Annotated in this window: 16 protein-coding genes and 2 pseudogenes; 7 read left to right on the forward strand and 11 right to left on the reverse strand. The window is 61.4% G+C overall.

The features are described 5' to 3' along the window. Positions 1 to 286: 286 nt before the first annotated feature. The 5 genes from SB659_RS07025 to SB659_RS07045 all read right to left on the reverse strand — a co-directional run bounded on the left by SB659_RS07025 (position 287) and on the right by SB659_RS07045 (position 4,809). Positions 287 to 1,006: a FadR/GntR family transcriptional regulator gene (locus tag SB659_RS07025; protein ID WP_410549949.1), complete on the reverse strand. Its 720-nt coding sequence runs from the start codon at positions 1,004 to 1,006 to the stop codon at positions 287 to 289. 387 nt (positions 1,007 to 1,393) lie between these two features. Further along, positions 1,394 to 2,401 (reverse strand): alpha-ketoacid dehydrogenase subunit beta, encoded by a 1,008-nt coding sequence (locus tag SB659_RS07030; protein ID WP_410549950.1) that lies wholly within the window; start codon positions 2,399 to 2,401, stop codon positions 1,394 to 1,396. After that, complete coding sequence (locus SB659_RS07035) at positions 2,401 to 3,396, reverse strand: thiamine pyrophosphate-dependent dehydrogenase E1 component subunit alpha (protein WP_410549951.1); 996 nt, start codon at positions 3,394 to 3,396, stop codon at positions 2,401 to 2,403. Before SB659_RS07035 ends, SB659_RS07030 begins: the two co-directional genes overlap by 1 nt. A 7-nt stretch (positions 3,397 to 3,403) precedes the next feature. Next, positions 3,404 to 3,646: a lipoyl domain-containing protein gene (locus SB659_RS07040; RefSeq protein ID WP_410549952.1), complete on the reverse strand. Its 243-nt coding sequence runs from the start codon at positions 3,644 to 3,646 to the stop codon at positions 3,404 to 3,406. A gap of 167 nt (positions 3,647 to 3,813) precedes the next feature. Beyond that, positions 3,814 to 4,809, reverse strand: a complete 996-nt coding sequence (locus SB659_RS07045) for an NAD(P)-dependent oxidoreductase (protein ID WP_410550070.1) — start codon at positions 4,807 to 4,809, stop codon at positions 3,814 to 3,816. A gap of 211 nt (positions 4,810 to 5,020) precedes the next feature. On the opposite strand from SB659_RS07045, the gene SB659_RS07050 reads away from it, so the two are divergent. The 4 genes from SB659_RS07050 (at position 5,021) to SB659_RS07065 (ending at position 7,775) form a co-directional block, all read left to right on the forward strand. Next, positions 5,021 to 5,542, forward strand: coding sequence for a PCC domain-containing protein (locus SB659_RS07050; protein WP_410549953.1), 522 nt, complete (start codon positions 5,021 to 5,023; stop codon positions 5,540 to 5,542). 272 nt (positions 5,543 to 5,814) lie between these two features. After that, positions 5,815 to 6,561 (forward strand): MFS transporter, encoded by a 747-nt coding sequence (locus SB659_RS07055; protein ID WP_410549954.1) that lies wholly within the window; start codon positions 5,815 to 5,817, stop codon positions 6,559 to 6,561. 66 nt (positions 6,562 to 6,627) lie between these two features. Further along, on the forward strand, positions 6,628 to 7,137 hold the full coding sequence (locus SB659_RS07060) for an MFS transporter (RefSeq protein ID WP_410550071.1): 510 nt from the start codon (positions 6,628 to 6,630) through the stop codon (positions 7,135 to 7,137). A 470-nt stretch (positions 7,138 to 7,607) separates the two neighbouring features. Beyond that, entirely contained in the window at positions 7,608 to 7,775 is a 168-nt protein-coding gene (locus tag SB659_RS07065) for a hypothetical protein (protein WP_410549955.1), read from the forward strand. Here SB659_RS07065 and SB659_RS07070 read toward each other — a convergent pair. The 4 genes and pseudogenes from SB659_RS07070 to SB659_RS07085 all read right to left on the reverse strand — a co-directional run. Beyond that, positions 7,706 to 7,897, reverse strand: a pseudogene (locus SB659_RS07070) (transposase); the annotation flags it as partial. The gene SB659_RS07065 and the pseudogene SB659_RS07070 overlap by 70 nt on opposite strands. 74 nt (positions 7,898 to 7,971) lie before the next feature. Beyond that, positions 7,972 to 8,265, reverse strand: a complete 294-nt coding sequence (locus tag SB659_RS07075; RefSeq protein WP_410549956.1) for a Dabb family protein — start codon at positions 8,263 to 8,265, stop codon at positions 7,972 to 7,974. Positions 8,266 to 8,351: 86 nt separating this feature from the next. Continuing rightward, positions 8,352 to 8,888, reverse strand: a pseudogene (locus tag SB659_RS07080) (SDR family oxidoreductase); the annotation flags it as partial. Between the two features lie 120 nt (positions 8,889 to 9,008). Further along, positions 9,009 to 9,743, reverse strand: coding sequence for an NADPH-dependent F420 reductase (locus SB659_RS07085; protein WP_410549957.1), 735 nt, complete (start codon positions 9,741 to 9,743; stop codon positions 9,009 to 9,011). Positions 9,744 to 9,884: 141 nt separating this feature from the next. Between SB659_RS07085 and SB659_RS07090 the strand changes: the two genes are divergently transcribed. Then, entirely contained in the window at positions 9,885 to 10,244 is a 360-nt protein-coding gene (locus tag SB659_RS07090) for an ArsR/SmtB family transcription factor (protein ID WP_410549958.1), read from the forward strand. Between the two features lie 977 nt (positions 10,245 to 11,221). Here the strand turns inward: SB659_RS07090 and SB659_RS07095 are convergent. Together SB659_RS07095 and SB659_RS07100 are read right to left on the reverse strand one after the other, a co-directional pair. Then, positions 11,222 to 11,929 carry an NADPH-dependent F420 reductase gene (locus SB659_RS07095; protein ID WP_410549959.1) on the reverse strand — a complete coding sequence of 236 codons (708 nt, stop codon included), beginning with the start codon at positions 11,927 to 11,929 and terminating at the stop codon, positions 11,222 to 11,224. Between the two features lie 46 nt (positions 11,930 to 11,975). After that, positions 11,976 to 12,599 (reverse strand): TetR/AcrR family transcriptional regulator, encoded by a 624-nt coding sequence (locus SB659_RS07100; RefSeq protein WP_410549960.1) that lies wholly within the window; start codon positions 12,597 to 12,599, stop codon positions 11,976 to 11,978. Positions 12,600 to 12,783: 184 nt separating this feature from the next. On the opposite strand from SB659_RS07100, the gene SB659_RS07105 reads away from it, so the two are divergent. Both SB659_RS07105 and SB659_RS07110 read left to right on the forward strand, forming a co-directional pair. After that, on the forward strand, positions 12,784 to 14,262 hold the full coding sequence (locus SB659_RS07105) for an MDR family MFS transporter (protein WP_410549961.1): 1,479 nt from the start codon (positions 12,784 to 12,786) through the stop codon (positions 14,260 to 14,262). A gap of 61 nt (positions 14,263 to 14,323) precedes the next feature. After that, a complete protein-coding gene (locus tag SB659_RS07110; protein ID WP_410549962.1) occupies positions 14,324 to 14,812 on the forward strand; it encodes a flavin reductase family protein in 489 nt (162 codons plus the stop codon).

The raw sequence follows: 14,812 nt of genomic DNA on the forward strand, positions 1-14,812 counted from the left end.
CGGACGCTGACCACGGGACGGATGCGTCGGGCATTGGGGTCGCCTGTGCCTGACGTTCTGTGCCGTGTTGCTCGGGGGTGAGCTTGGCCTGGGATCTTCCAGATCAAATGCGCCCCTGAATTAGCACCTTGACCAGCCGCCAGACACGGGCAAGGTGAAGTCGGAGTTGGATAAGGCCTGCATTGGAACACGAATGACCGAGGCATCAGGAACCGAAAATGGCTCCTGCGTGAGGTGGTCTGCCGACCAATGTCAGGCGTTGGCTGGCTTCAGCCGCTAGACCGGGCTACCTGGAGGCCGCCGTGTCCGTCACTGCAGCTGGGCTGTGTTGATTTTTTGCGACAAGCTCCTCAAGCCACAGGAAGTGCTCGTCGATCGCCCTCATGGACGAGGCCGGGTCGCGGAGTGATACCGAGCTGTAGATGGCGCGGTGCAGTTTTCGCATCTGTATGCGGTCGTCCGAGAGCTCGAGATGCTGGAGCGTCCGTGACAGGACCCCTTGAAGGACGTTGGAAAAGAAGATCAGCGCAGGCGACTCCGAGGCTGCGAACAGCGCTCGATGAAACTCGATGTCCGCGTCATAAAGCTCCTGAGTATCGTCGCTTGCATCCATCCGGTCGACGGCGACGGCCATTCTCGCGACTTCGACGTGGCTGACCCTCTGGGCGGCCTCATAGGCGGCCTGCCGCTCGAGGGCGAAACGTACGGACCTTAGTGATGCGACGGTCAGTTGTGAGGCTACAAGGCCGAGCATCAGGGACTCGCTGATGGACTCCGGGCGGAGGCCCCTCACAAACGATCCTGACCCCGTCCGCCGTTCCAGGACGCCCATCGACTCGAGGCGTCCCAGTCTGTCGCGCAGAGCAGTCCGGCTTACTCCCAGTTCCTCAGCCAACCCACGTTCGCTCGGCAGCCGCTCCCCTTCGGCCATGCTCAGGATGCGTCGGGCCAGCGTTGCCAGTAGCTCGTCATCGAAGAAGTCAGCCGTCACGGTCTCGTCATTCATTGCTACATGGTACGACCGCAAGGGAAGATTGGTTTGAACACCGGCGATCTCAGGCTTAACGAGGACTGTGGTTTCCAACCGCCGCTGAACTTTCTACCCACACTTTGTGGCCCCTCTGACTTTTCAATGATCCGTCGGAAACCTCCTGGAGGAGTGAGCCAGAGAAGGGAGGAATCGTGAAGTGCGGCGTCAACGACACCCGTAACAAACGATCCGGGACCGAGTTGGACGTGGACTTCCATCCCGACTGGGTACCGCCAGTCGTTGAACCTTCTTCTTGACGGCATGGCGTTCTTCTTCCTTCCTATTTGCACGAAACTCATGTGTCCGCATCACGGGGATCGGACGGTGAATGGACCATCCTCTCCCCGTGATGCAAGAGGGCGTCTAAGCTGATTGGCTCACCGGCGTTTTCAGTACTGCCCGGATCTCTGCACCTAGGGCGGCAGCGGTCGGGACTACAGCCTTTTCCAGTTCCTCGCTGTAGGGAATGGGTGTGCGTGCGGCGCCTAACCGGCGGGGCGCGGCATCGAGCTCGTTCCAGCATTCCTGCACCGCATTGCTGAGGACTTCCCCGCCCCACCCGAAATCACGCACGGCTTCATGAGCGACGACCAGATGGCGGGTCTTCCTCACCGAGGCGTAGATGGTCTCCATATCGAGCGGGTGCAGGGTCCTGGGATCGATGACTTCCACGTCAATGCCATCCTCGGCCAGATGCTGGGCGGCTTCGAGCGCCCGATTTACCATGAGCTGGGTTGCAACGACGGTTACGTGCTGTCCAGGGCGGGCGACGCGAGCCTGCCCCAGGGGTATGTGTTCCTTCGTAACAGGCCCTTTGTCGTAGTAGAGGCCCTTGTGTTCAAGGAAGATTGTCGGGTTGTTGCTCTTTATGGCAGTGTGGAGCAGGCCGTAGGCGTCATTGGGCGTGGAGGGCACGACGACTTCCAGACCTGGAACGTGGGCGTACAGCGTTTCCAGTGACTGGGAGTGCTGGGCGGCCTTGCCGATGCCGGATCCGCCGTTAGTCCTCAGAACGAGGGGCGTGGAGAACTGCCCCCCGAACATGTAGCGTGCCTTGGCGGCCTGGTTGATGAGGCCGTCGGCTCCCAGGAGGCTGAAGTCGGAGTACATGATTTCCACGATGGTCCTGGTCCCGGCCATGGCGGCTCCGACCCCTGCGGATATGAGCGCTTCTTCGCTGATGGGCGTGTCCCGTACACGGTCCTTTCCGAAGCTGTCTGCCAGTTTCCGGGTGACGCCGTAAATGCCACCACCTGTGCCCCAGGTGGTGATGTCTTCGCCCATGATCATCACGGACGGGTCTTCGGCGAATGCATCGTGCAGTGCTGTATTCAGCGCGCGCCAGATGGTCAGCTGCTGTGGCTGGTTCATTAGTCTTCCTCCATGACGTCGGTGAAAGCGTCAGCCACATCCGGGTAGGGTGATGCCTTGGCGAAGGCTTCGGCTGCGTCCACTGCGGCCGCGGCCTCACGCGATATGTCGTCGATTTCGTTCTGGGTGAGGACGTTCTGGGCGAGGAGCCTTGCGGCCAGGGACGCGATGGGGTCGCGGCCCTTCCATGCTTCGACCTGTTCTTTGGTGCGGTAGATTTCCGTGTCGCCGGCCATGTGGCCGAGGTACCGGTACGTATCGGCGACGATGAATGTCGGTCCGTCGCCTGCGCGCGCTCTGGCGACGGCGGAGGCGGCGGCCTTATTCACTGCCTCTATGTCCATTCCGTCGACGTCGATGGAGGGAACCCCGTACGCTTCGCCGCGTCGGCGGAGGTCCGATTGCGCCACCATCTGCTCCAGGGTGGCCGATTGCGCGAAGTGGTTGTTTTCGCAGATGAAAATCACAGGGAGGTTCCATATGGCCGCGAGGTTGAAGCTCTCGGCGAGCACTCCCTGATTCGTGGCACCGTCGCCGAAGTATGCCACGGCGACATCGCCGGTGCGCTGCATCTGGGCGGCCAATGCCGCCCCGGTGGCTAGACCGATTCCGGCCCCTACAATGCCGTTCGTCCCGAGGATGCCCAATTCTTTGACCCCGATATGCATTGAGCCGCCCTTCCCGCCGCAGTAACCGTCCCGCCGGCCAAGAATCTCGGCCAAGGTCCTGCCCGGGTCGGCTCCTTTGGCCAGACAATGTGCATGTCCGCGGTGGTTACTGGCTATGCTGTCGGCAGCCCTTAAGTTTCGCGAGACGCCGACGGCGATAGCTTCCATCCCGACTGACGGGTGGGTGGATCCGCGGATCAGGCCATCCTTTGAATATTGAGGGAGGCGGGATTCGAATTCACGGATCGCAGTCATTGCTCTCAACGCCTCGACCCCGTCGGTGTCGAGGTCGAACGTCAGTTCGGGGGTTTGGAGGGTGTCTGTCATGACGGGATCACGCGATCCTTGCGATGACGGCGCCGGGTTCGATGACGTCGCCTTGTGCTGCGAGGAGGGTGATGACGCCGGCGGTCGGGGCCGTGACTTCGACCTGGACCTTTGAGGTTTCCAGTTCTGCCAGTGCTTGTCCCTGGTTCACTTGGCTGCCTTCTTCAACGAGCCATTCGCTGATGTCGGCCTCGGTTTCACTGCCGAGAATTGTCTGATCGACGACAACGTCCACGGTTGTCCTTTCCATAAATGTTCCGGCGCGGTTTCTGGCCGGTTTGCGGGAGTTCCCGCGAGGGTTTTCTGCTGTGCGTGTGGGGCTGCCGGTCGCGGACTGCGGTGACTTCGGCAAGGTGAGGGGATCCGTTTCTCCCGGGATTACGGCCCTGGCGGTCCCGCTTTGCCCGCTTCGATCACTTATCCGGCAAGGGCGTCAGAGGCCGAACGAAGAACGGCTTCTGACGTCACGGAGTGGTGATCGGGATGCACGGCGTAGGTTTCGATGATCGCTGTGTCGTCGTAGCGTCCCAGTCCCATCTCCACTGCCTGCTGCCACTGCTGGCGGACAACTTCTGCCACAGGTGCAGGGAAGCCAACGGCTTCCGCAGTCTCCACGACGAGAGCGGCGTCTTTAGCCAGAATCTCAAGGTAGATCGACGCGTCCAGCCTCTCTGAAGCCGGCCCCACAAGGCGACGTCCGCGATCACTGAGCATCCACGATGCCGCGGTCCCGTTCGGCAGCACGTCAAGGAGTTGCTCACGGTCGAGTCCAAGCCTGGAGGCAAACGCGAGGGCCTCTGCAGCGGCAACGAGATTCGTGACCGCCAACATATTGTTGACCATCTTGAACGATTGACCATCGCCGGCGCGGGTGCCGCAGACGACGAGGGCACCAACGGGCGAGAGAACAGGGCGAAGATTGTCTATGACGTCGCTGGCGCCGGATACGAACAAGGTAAGGTCCCCGGACTCGGCACGGTCCACACCCCCGGTCACAGGGCAATCGACCAGAACAACACCGCAGCGGCGCGCAGCCGGCTCGGCTTTGCGAATTGCCGCCGGCCCAATGGTACTGACGACAACAAACAGGGTTCCCGCCATCCGGCCGGAGACGAACGGCTCTTTTTCCAGTACCTCCAGGACCTGGGAAGGCTTGGCCACAACGACGAAAACAACATCGGTACCGACAAGGTGTTCGGTGTCAGTGGCAGTTTCCAGGCCGCGGCTTCCCGCTTCGGCGAGGCGTTCCTGTGCCACGTCGACCACAACGACCTTGAATCCAGCCTGACTGATCCGGGTAGCGATTGGAAGCCCGATTCTGCCTGCACCGATGAGCCCGACTTTTAAATCCCCGGCAAGGGTTTGGTCCTCCAATTTGGACCTCCATCTTCCTTGATGACGAAAAACTGGTATTACCGGTTTCTACATTGGCATGACCGTTCACTTCCCGTCAAGGCAATTTGCAGCGCCAGGGAAAGCTGCGGCCGCCCATTGACTATGACGCGCGTGGAGCTACGATTGTGTCGCCGGTCATACCAATTCGACCAGCGATCATACCTATGCTGCATTTGGTCCACTACCACACGGCCTCGTGCCAGCGGCGGTTCTAGAAGATTGGACGAAGATGATTATCAGCAATGACGCTAAAATCCTGAGCCTCCGCCTGGGTCCCGGGGAAGACCTCCTTGCCGGGCTGGCGGGGGTCTTAGACGCCCAGGGAGCTGACGGCGGCGCCTTGGTGGCCGCGGCCGGCAGCCTCGAGCACCTGGCTTACTCGGTCGTGCGGGTGGAAGCCGACAACGTGCCGCGCTACACACGTATCGTCGAAGAGACCGGAGCCATTGAGATCACCGGGCTGCAGGGACATCTTGGCAGGGAAGCTGACGGCAGCGCGACCACGCACGTCCATGGAACTTTCGCACTGGAGGACGGCAGCGTGCGAGCCGGCCATGTTTTCGCGGCCCGGGTCCTCGTCACCGTGGAACTCACCGTGATCTTGACGCCTGATGTGGCCTGGCAGCGCTCCAGTCTCCAGTATGGTGCCGGAAACCAAATGCCCGTTTTACTTCCCTCCCCTCGGACACTGGCCCCCACTCATCACAAGAACGTTCTTGACGGCGATAAATTGGTCATGCCAAAATTGTGATCGGTATCACCACTTTTCGCAGGTAAGTCAGGGGAAAGCCGCTCCCCCTTACTTGTTCCCGTGGACACGTCATTCAAGCCAACGGTGCAGTGCTGTGGATGACCTAAGCGCTCCCGCGGAAACGTCAACGACCTGGTGAACGTGCTCCGCCTGAAAGGACCAAAATGGTCGGCAACGTTTGTCTGTCCTTACGCTCCCTTACCTCCCAAGCACGGCAGTAAGAAACTTGAACTATTAGCTAGCCAAGGACGGCTAAGCGCGAAAAGAGAACTATGAGTAACAAGCTTGGTGTGAAATCGAACCAAAGCGTCAAGCCGCAGACCATGAGGCGTGTAGCGTTCGCCAGCTTCGTGGGCACGGCCATCGAGTACTACGACTTCTACATCTACGGCACGGCAGTTGCCCTGGTATTTCCACGCGTATTCTTTCCCGAGATGACCCCACTACTGGCAACGCTTGCATCTTTTGCCACGTTCGCGGTGGCGTTCATCTCCCGACCGATTGGTGCAGCCATTTTCGGGCATTTCGGTGACCGGCTGGGGCGTAAGAAGACATTGGTCGCGACACTGCTGATCATGGGCTTGTCGACGGTGGCCGTTGGCCTTGTCCCGGATGCAGCCACCATCGGGATCGCAGCTCCCATCATTTTGCTGACCCTGCGCGTACTGCAAGGATTCGCGGTCGGCGGCGAGTGGGCGGTTTCGGCACTTCTCAGCGCGGAGTATGCGCCAGCGGGGAAACGCGGGATGTACGGAATGTTCACCCAGCTCGGAGTGGGAACCGGGTTAGTGCTAACCAACCTTGTCTTCCTAACGGTCAACGTCACTATCGGTGAACAGAACGAAGGTTTCATGAACTGGGGCTGGCGACTGCCGTTCCTTTTCAGCGCGGTGCTTGTCATCGTCGCGCTCTACGTTCGTTTGAACATCGAAGAAACACCCGTCTTTCGCGAGGAAAAGCAGAAGCGGACACTCGCAACGAAGGCACCTCTCGGTGAACTCTTCCGAACCAGCCCATGAAAGTAGCGCTTGCATCCGGCTGCATGGTCGGCGTGTTTACGCTGAGCTTCATGGGGGGGAACGTACCTGACAGGATACGCAAGTTCCCAACTGCACCACCCAAGGACACTGATCCTCTTCGTCGGCATCCTCGGCGGTCTCGCCATGATGCTGTTCACAGCACTCTCAGCGATACTCTGTGACAAGCACGGCCGCCGGAAGATCATGCTCATCGGATTCTTCATAGGCATCCCCTGGTCATTTGCCGTCATCCCCCTGATCAACACGGGCTCTCCTGTCCTGTTTGGGCTTGGAATCGTCGGGACCTTCGGCATCCTCGGCTCGTTCTACGGACCGCTGGCTTCCTTCATTCCTGAAATCTTTGCGACCCGCTACCGCTACACAGGGGCAGGCCTGGCTTTCAACCTGGGCGGAATCGTCGGCGGGGCCGTGCCTCCCCTCCTGGCCGGTGTTCTTCTCGCCTCATTCGGTAGCTGGACCATCGGATTGATGATGGCCGTCCTCGTGATGACAAGCTTCGTCTGCACCTACGCTCTACCGGAAACAAAGGACCACAGGCTACAAGACGCTGGCTGACTGCGGGCTGCCGCGAAAACAAAAATGAGGGCGGGCCGAAAAATGATCTGGTTCCCGAAAGCTGGACTGATTTAGTAATAACCAAGGACGCTAGGGCCTGAGCACGGTAATTCACCGGCTCAGGCCCTTTAGCTTTGTGGAGATTCTTTCGTCGTTGTACCATCAGATGCTTCGTGAAGGGCCGCTTTCTTTTGCGGCGGACTAGAACTTGCGAGGCTCGGAAGAACTGAAACAGCAGTCCCGTCCACCTGCTGAGCTGGAACGATTGAGCCAATGATGCCGGAGTCAACCACCGCACCAACGACCTGGTTTGCTGTCAAGGGACGACAGGTCCGAAGTTTTATCCAATGGTCCTGTCGCGCCGCCAATGTGGGTTCCTGGCAGTCTGAACTACATCCTGACCCGACAAAGTTTGAGGTTCGTCTTGACTTCCAGAGACGAGCCAAGAAGTCAACCTGACGGGTTCAGGGTTGGAGGCAATCAGTGGCCGGACAGCGGATCGGGTAGTGCGGGTCAGCACGCTGGACCAGAACGAGAAGCGCCAGCTCGAAGGTCAGGTCCTGGACCGTGCTTGCCGGTTCGCTACGTATTCGATGGTCGCTGGATCGAACGCCATCCTCGTAAGAGCAACCATGTGAAGGGCTTTGTTCAGGGTCCTGTCGCCGCCGCGGTTGAGCCTGGGACGGACGGCATTTCCAGATGAAGCGGGAATTGGGTCGACCCCAACCAGGGAGGCGAAAGCCGCCTCGGAACGTATTTGGATCTAAAACCCATCTCGTCTGCCATCGCCTCGAGCGGGGGCTCCCGAACCGCTAGTTCGGGGGCCCCGCGTTGTTAGATCTCGACGTCGAGGATGGCGATGTCGGTGTTTCTCCGGAACTCGAGGATGAACATGGCCACCTCCATGTGGGTGGGGTCGGCCGAGAACACTTCCAGTGCGGCGCGGTCTTCGAGTTCGGCGACGAGGCCGAAGGCGAAGTTGCCCTCGATGCCAATGTCGATACCTGCCTTCAGAGAGCGCAGGCCGGGGATCACGCCGACGAGTGCTTCGAGGCGACCGACCGCCTCTTGCAGGCGCTCCGTCGGTGTGCCTTCGATGACGCGAAATAGTACGATGTGCCGGATCATGATGTCTCCTTTACTGAGCGGCGTGGCCGCCGTCGATGATGATGTCGGTGTCGGTGTCGGTTACGAACAGCGCGGAAGAGCACGCCTTAGGCGATGTCGATCGGGTCGGCGGCGAAGTCCATCGGGCTCTTCGAGAGGACCGCGTCGGTGGTTTCCTTCGAGAAGGCTTCAATTATGGGGGTGCGGATGAGGCCCGGGTAGACACTGTTCACGCCAACGCCGACCTTGGCACGTCCCATCGACGAATACGTCGCCGAGCCACCGCTGACACCGCCCACGAGACCGGCCGCAGTCGAGATATTGACGATCGAACCCGTGCCGTTCTTCTTCATCTCGGCATCGCAGCTTCCGAGCAGCGTGCCGAGGATCCTGACGTTGAGGATGCGGATTGTCTCGTCGGGGTCGATGTCCCACACATCCTCACGTATCTGGCCGGGGATCGCGGCATTGTTGATCAGGGTGTCCACCTTGCCGAACGCCTCAACGGCCTTTGAATCGACGTCGGCCCAGTCGCTCTCCGTGGCGATGTTGTGCTTGAGCCCGATGACTGCCTCGGATCCAATCGCTTCATTTGATCTCTGCGACCGTCTCCTCAACAGCCCACCGTTGACGTCTGTGGCTACGACCTTCGCACCCTAAGGGCGAAGAGCTTAACCTCTACGTTGCCTTGTCCGCCGGCCCCCTGTGATGATTGCGGCCTTGCTGTATGGACGTCCCCTGAGTTTGCCCTGTTTTGGCAGATGCTAGTTGTGTGCTGCGCGGTTGATCGCGACAGTTTCGTCGAGCGAGGGCATCTTCTCGAAAGAGCCGAAGTACTCGATGAGACGGTCACGCGTGATCGGGGCCTTGTCTTTCTCCGCCGAGGCAAGTGCCCTGCCGAGGTCCTCAAGGCCCAGCTCGGTGCAGTATGCCGGGGTGCCCGGCTGCTGGCGCCACGACTCGGCGATCACACCGGCGTCGAAGGGATCGAAACCGGTGTCGTCGACGAGCTGCATAACCGTTGCGCGAGCGTCGGCGGAGTCCGCAGCGACAGGGATAGCAATTCGGCCAGGAGATCCCGCGGGGAGCCCCTTGGTCTGCTGGGTACCGGCGAGTGCTGCATTCCACGCCTTCACAACGGGACGACCAAGCTGTTCCTGGCTCCATTCGCTTTCGACCTGTCCGTTGTCTACTGCCTCAACTGGGCCCATCATGTAGGCGTAGTAGTTCGACGTGTCGACGACGATCATGTCCTTAGACACACCGGCCAGGAGATCGGCGAGATCCGGTTGTACCGAGAACGGGATCGCCAGCACGATCACGTCGCGGTCCGTGACCGCGGCGTCCACCTCGGCGGCACGGGCGCCCGCGGCGAGGACTTCTTCAGCGACGACTTCCGGTCCGCGGGCGTCAGCGACGAGAACGTCGTGTCCTGCTTCGCTGAGACGACGTGCGAGGTTGCCGCCGATAGCTCCAGCGCCGATAACAGTGATCTTCATAGGTGTTTCCTTCGTACGTTGGTCCCACACGACAGGTGCGGATTGGATGTACACTTATTCGTGTACAAGAAGCCTAACCCATGTACACGTAAATGTGTACATCTTGGTTTTGATGGATCACCCGAGGATAGGACAACCACCATGGCCAGTCGCTTGGCGAATCCGCTTACAATCCCGGCCGAGGAGGATTTCAACTTGTTCGCCGTCATGTTCGCGCTGAGCGATCCCACCCGGCGCGCGATCGTCGAGTTCATCGCCGCGGAGCCCGGCACCGGGTGCAGCGGCTCTGACTTCGGAGTGTCGAAATCGGCCCTGACACGGCACTGGCGCGTCCTCCGCGAGGCCGGAATCATCAAACAGGAAGCACAGGGCAACCGGCACAGGAATTGGCTTCGCCGTGAGGAGCTCGACCGCCGCTTCCCCTCCCTGATGGAGCTTGTCCTGCGGGAACACCAGGCGGCTATCGGACAAGCCAGCCAGGCAGACCCGGACGTAGTCTGACCTCTACCTACCTGCAAACTATCAATTCGGGGCATAGCCGAACCTACGAGCACGTGTAGCGACGACCAACGATGGGTCGGTGCCCAGGGTCTGCAAGATCGAGCGGGCGGAACCCAGCCAGGGGTCTTGGCCCCCGCCTACCCCGCTGGGCTTTCCGTCGCCCTCACCGACCAGCTCTACTTGATCCGTGGCCCCGGCACGGTTCTGCTCCCTGTGGGCGTCGTCGCACTTGTTCCCGGGCCGGGACCTGGCGGCATAGCCAGTGATGTCCGCTACCCATTAGGAAAGGACGGCGGAGTGTCTTCGTCCGCGGGCCGGCCGGCGATTAGCTCAAGCCGATGCAGCCAGCTGTCACCCAAGGCGTCCCCCGCTGCAGCCGTGTTCGCGACCAATGGCCCTTTTAGAGCGAACACGTGGAGTAGTCCATCGCTGCCACCACCTGGACGGATACGGGCTCCCACCCGTGGCGTATGCCTGACCAGCCGGAGTTCGGCGGTTACCCCGCCGCTCGCTAAACGGTACGGGTCGCCCAAGGGTACGGCGCCTTGTCCTTGGTTTCGGACACTCTCCGACAACCAGGTGGGCCTTGGATGTAGTGCCGTGGCTTGTGTACCAAACTTTGCTCACAATTAACGCTAAGAGGGGCTTGCGCCGAAGCAGCATAGCCATCAACGCCAACAAGGCGGAAAAAGACGCCAAAGTCAGTTTTCGTGTTGCGCTGACTCAGCCTCGCGAGGTGACTCCGGATAGGTGTTCTAGTTTCGCTGCTGGACCGCTATCACGGGACTGCCCCCGGTTTGCTTTGACTCCTGAGTTGTGGGGATTCACTCCTTGCGTCGAGGACGAGTGCCAGGAGTCCGGGAAAGCGTAGATCGAGTTGTTCGCGGCGGAGTCAATTTGGGTGTCTGTTTCCCTGCGCCTCCTGCCTGACGAGACCTGACTCCCGCAGAATGCGCCAGTGCGGGGGCGAGTCGCGGTCAGAACTGTCGCGCGGCGACGTCGGGGCGGTGTGAGGCGGCGAGTAGCTCCCGGAGGCGTTCTGCGGAGACAGGCGCTCCCGGGTCGGCGAGGTAGTCCCGCTTCATGCCTTCCAAGTCGGCGGCGTAGATCGGCGTGTAGGCACCGGAGTCCGGTTCGAAGCGCCATGACTCAGCGAGCGTTCCGGCGTCGACGGTGTCGAAGCCGAGGGCGTCCGCGATCGCCGCGACCCGCGTCTTGGCCTCGTCGTCGTCACCGGCGATTGCCAGTGCGGTCCGGGGAGTGGAGTGTGCGAGGTTCGGGATGTGGTGGAAGAGGATGTTGTTGAAGGCCTTGACGATCACCGTGTCCGGAAGGAGCGACTGCTCGTACTCGGCGGTCGTGCTCTCGAGGGAGTCCAGCTGCTCGATGCGGCCTTCGCGGTGGGGGTAGTAGTTCCCGGTGGAGAGGATCGTCTTCCCGGCGAAGGCCTCCACAGGCAGGTTCGGGTAGGCGGCCAGCGGCACGGCCAGGACCGGGATGTCACCGAACTCAACTGCGGCGCGGACGTCGCCGGCCCGCGCCCGAGGGCCGAGTTCTTCGATCAGGCCGGCAAGTGTCTCCGGTCCTCGCGAGTTTGCGATGAGGACATCGTAGCCGGCCGCTACGGCCAGTCGGGCTACGGCGGCTCCGATCGATCCGCTGCCGATGATTCCGATTCGGTTCATGGTGTTCTCCTTAATGATGTCTATCCATCCCATATGGTGTGGCGTTCTAGTCTGCGGTTGTCGCTGACACCCCGCGTATCTGGGCCGGGTTCAGTTCCCACCCGTTCCTGGTGATACCGGCCAGGGCCGCGGCGGATGCGCCATCGGCCAAAGCCGCTCCGCGGACCCAGCTCGTGGCCAGTGCCACCAAGAAGAGATCCCGTGCCCGAATCTCCTTCCGGGCACTTCCATCTCGTTGTGCGGCGTGCAGGAAGTCCTCGGTTGTTGTGATGAATCCTTCGCACGTAACTGCGAGCGGGGATGTGCTGGTGGCCGCCGCAGCGCGGAGGGGGTCGGGCAGCCCGTCGAACGCGCCTGCCCACTCGGTCAGCGCTTCAAGCCAGCCGTCGAGTGCGTCGGCTGCGTTAGCCGCCTTAGTGCGGAGCTCGTCCCGGCGGGACATCAGCGCCTCATCGCGCGCGGCGAGCAAGGCCGCGAGCAGAGCTTCCCGGTTGGGAAAATGCCGGTACAGGGTTCCCGCGCCGACGCCTGCTTGTTTCGCGATCGCGTCGAGCGACCCGCCCACTCCGTGCTTGGAGAAGTACTGCTCGGCGGTGTCGAGGATGTGATCTCGATTGCGCCGGGCATCAGCCCGCGGGGCGCGGGCGCTGCTCGTAGCGGTCCTGGACATAACGGTTGCCTCACTTTTGACAAAACGGGGAGCGTCTCCGTATAGTCGTACGCCTAGGAGGAGACACTCTCCACTATAGACCACACTGCGGGCGACCGATCGTGTGTCGCCACACTCCGGCTCGGTTGACCCACCGTGACCTGGTGCCGCCCCCAATCAACCTCTCAATGAACGGAAAGCAGCTATGTCAGATACCTCCACCGCATCCCTTCCCCAGGCGGCGCATACTCATCGGCAGGAGGTCGACGCGCGCAATCGCCTCGCGATCGGGGTACTGCTCGCATCAACGTTTGTCGTCATCCTGAACGAAACGATCATGAGCGTCGCACTTCCTCACCTCATGGACGACTTCGACATCGAGGCAAGCGTGGCGCAGTGGCTCACCACCGCCTTCCTCCTCACCATGGCGGTCGTGATTCCGATCACCGGCTTCCTGCTGCAGCGCGTCAGTACGCGCGCGATCTTCATCAGCGCCATGTCGTTGTTCAGTGTCGGCACACTCATCGCGGCCCTCGCGCCCGGCTTTGAGGTCCTGGTCGCCGCGCGTGTGGTGCAGGCCTTGGGTACAGCGATCATGATCCCCCTGCTTTTCACCACCGTGTTCACCCTCGTCCCCGCAGAGCGACGCGGACGCGTGATGGGCAACGTCTCGATCGTGATCTCTGTCGCCCCCGCGGTCGGCCCGACCGTGTCGGGCCTCATCCTGAGCGCGCTGACCTGGCGCTGGATGTTCATCATCGTGCTGCCGGTCGCCGTACTTGCTCTCGTGGTCGGGGTCCTGCGCATTCCCAACGTCAGCGAGCCGCGCAATACCCCGCTCGATTACGTGTCGGTCGTTCTTTCGGCCATCGGCTTCGGCGGGCTCGTTTTGGGCCTCAGTCACATCGGCGAGACCGAGGCAGGAATCTCCAGCCCGACCAGCTGGGCGCCCCTCGCCCTTGGCGCAGCAGGCATCGCGCTCTTCATCCTGCGCCAGTTGCAGCTGCAACGCACAGACCGCGCATTGCTTGACCTGCGCACCTTCACGAGCTCGGGCTTCACGCTCGCTATAGCGGTGATCGCGATCTACACGACCATATGGTTTGGCACTCTCACCCTGCTGCCGATCTACACGCAGAACGTGCTCGAACTCGATGCCCTGACCACCGGCTTGCTGATGCTGCCCGGCGGACTTGTGATGGGGGTCCTCGCGCCCTTCGTCGGGCGCCTCTATGACAAAGTCGGCCCGACCGTGCTCGTTGTTCCGGGCTCGATCATCGTGAGCGGTGCGCTGTGGTTCATGACAACGCTTGGCGCTGGTTCGAGCATCGTCACGGTCCTCGTCGCCCACATCGTGCTAAGTATCGGCCTGGCCCTCACATTCACCCCGTTGTTCACCTCGGGGCTCGCATCCCTCAGCCCGCAGTTCTACTCCCACGGCAGCGCCACGGTCAGCACCGTGCAGCAGCTCGCCGGTGCGGTCGGCATCGCGGTGTTTTTCACGGTGATGACCGCGACATCGACACGGCGAATCGAAGACGGGGCCAGCGTCGTCGCGGCCACGGCCGACGGCATCCACGCCGCGTTCGTCTGTGGAGCGGTCCTCTCGCTTATCGCAATCCCGCTCGCATTCTTCATCCGCAAGCCCGCATCGAGCGGTGACCCGGTGCCCGTCGGGCATTGAGCATCACCCCCTGCCGTTGCTCCGAAACAACCTCGATCATCTGATAGGGAAGATATCGACAGTGCAAACCTCGTCAGCCGCTACTATGCGTCACTCCTTCGCCGCCTACCCCACCGGGATGGCACTTATTGCGGCCGAGGTCAACGGCCAGAACGAGGCGATGCTCGCGAACTCCTTCACCAGCGTTTCTCTGGACCCGCCACTCGTCTCCATGGCCTTTACCCATACCTCGACCACCTGGCCCCGGCTTCGCCAAGCGCAGGAGTTGGGTATCACGATTCTGGGAGAGTCCCACTTCGCCCTCGTGTCTCAGCTTCGCCTGTCCGGCCCGGCCCGGCTCGACGGCATCGCTCTAGATCACGCCACCGCCCAGGCACGCACCCTGCCGCAGGCGGCAGCCACCTTTGTCGTTCGGCCCCACCAGCACGTTACGGCTGGTGACCACGAACTCGTTCTCTTCGAAGTCATCGACCACGAGCGCTTCGACGACGTGGGCCCCTTGACCTTTTACAACCGCCAGGTCGCTGCGATCCAGCGCGAGAGAGAGTAG

The organism is Arthrobacter sp. SIMBA_036 (assembly GCF_046535135.1).
Classification (GTDB): Bacteria; Actinomycetota; Actinomycetes; order Actinomycetales; family Micrococcaceae; genus Arthrobacter.

Bases quoted from the DNA above. Each gene is read 5' to 3' on its own strand.
- SB659_RS07025 (WP_410549949.1), bottom strand. From the start codon at position 1,006: ATGAATGACGAGACCGTGACGGCTGACTTCTTCGATGACGAGCTACTG.
- SB659_RS07030 (WP_410549950.1), bottom strand. From the start codon at position 2,401: ATGAACCAGCCACAGCAGCTGACCATCTGGCGCGCGCTGAATACAGCA.
- SB659_RS07035 (WP_410549951.1), bottom strand. From the start codon at position 3,396: ATGACAGACACCCTCCAAACCCCCGAACTGACGTTCGACCTCGACACC.
- SB659_RS07040 (WP_410549952.1), bottom strand. From the start codon at position 3,646: ATGGAAAGGACAACCGTGGACGTTGTCGTCGATCAGACAATTCTCGGC.
- SB659_RS07050 (WP_410549953.1), top strand. From the start codon at position 5,021: ATGATTATCAGCAATGACGCTAAAATCCTGAGCCTCCGCCTGGGTCCC.
- SB659_RS07055 (WP_410549954.1), top strand. From the start codon at position 5,815: ATGAGTAACAAGCTTGGTGTGAAATCGAACCAAAGCGTCAAGCCGCAG.
- SB659_RS07075 (WP_410549956.1), bottom strand. From the start codon at position 8,265: ATGATCCGGCACATCGTACTATTTCGCGTCATCGAAGGCACACCGACG.
- SB659_RS07085 (WP_410549957.1), bottom strand. From the start codon at position 9,743: ATGAAGATCACTGTTATCGGCGCTGGAGCTATCGGCGGCAACCTCGCA.
- SB659_RS07090 (WP_410549958.1), top strand. From the start codon at position 9,885: ATGGCCAGTCGCTTGGCGAATCCGCTTACAATCCCGGCCGAGGAGGAT.
- SB659_RS07095 (WP_410549959.1), bottom strand. From the start codon at position 11,929: ATGAACCGAATCGGAATCATCGGCAGCGGATCGATCGGAGCCGCCGTA.
- SB659_RS07100 (WP_410549960.1), bottom strand. From the start codon at position 12,599: ATGTCCAGGACCGCTACGAGCAGCGCCCGCGCCCCGCGGGCTGATGCC.
- SB659_RS07105 (WP_410549961.1), top strand. From the start codon at position 12,784: ATGTCAGATACCTCCACCGCATCCCTTCCCCAGGCGGCGCATACTCAT.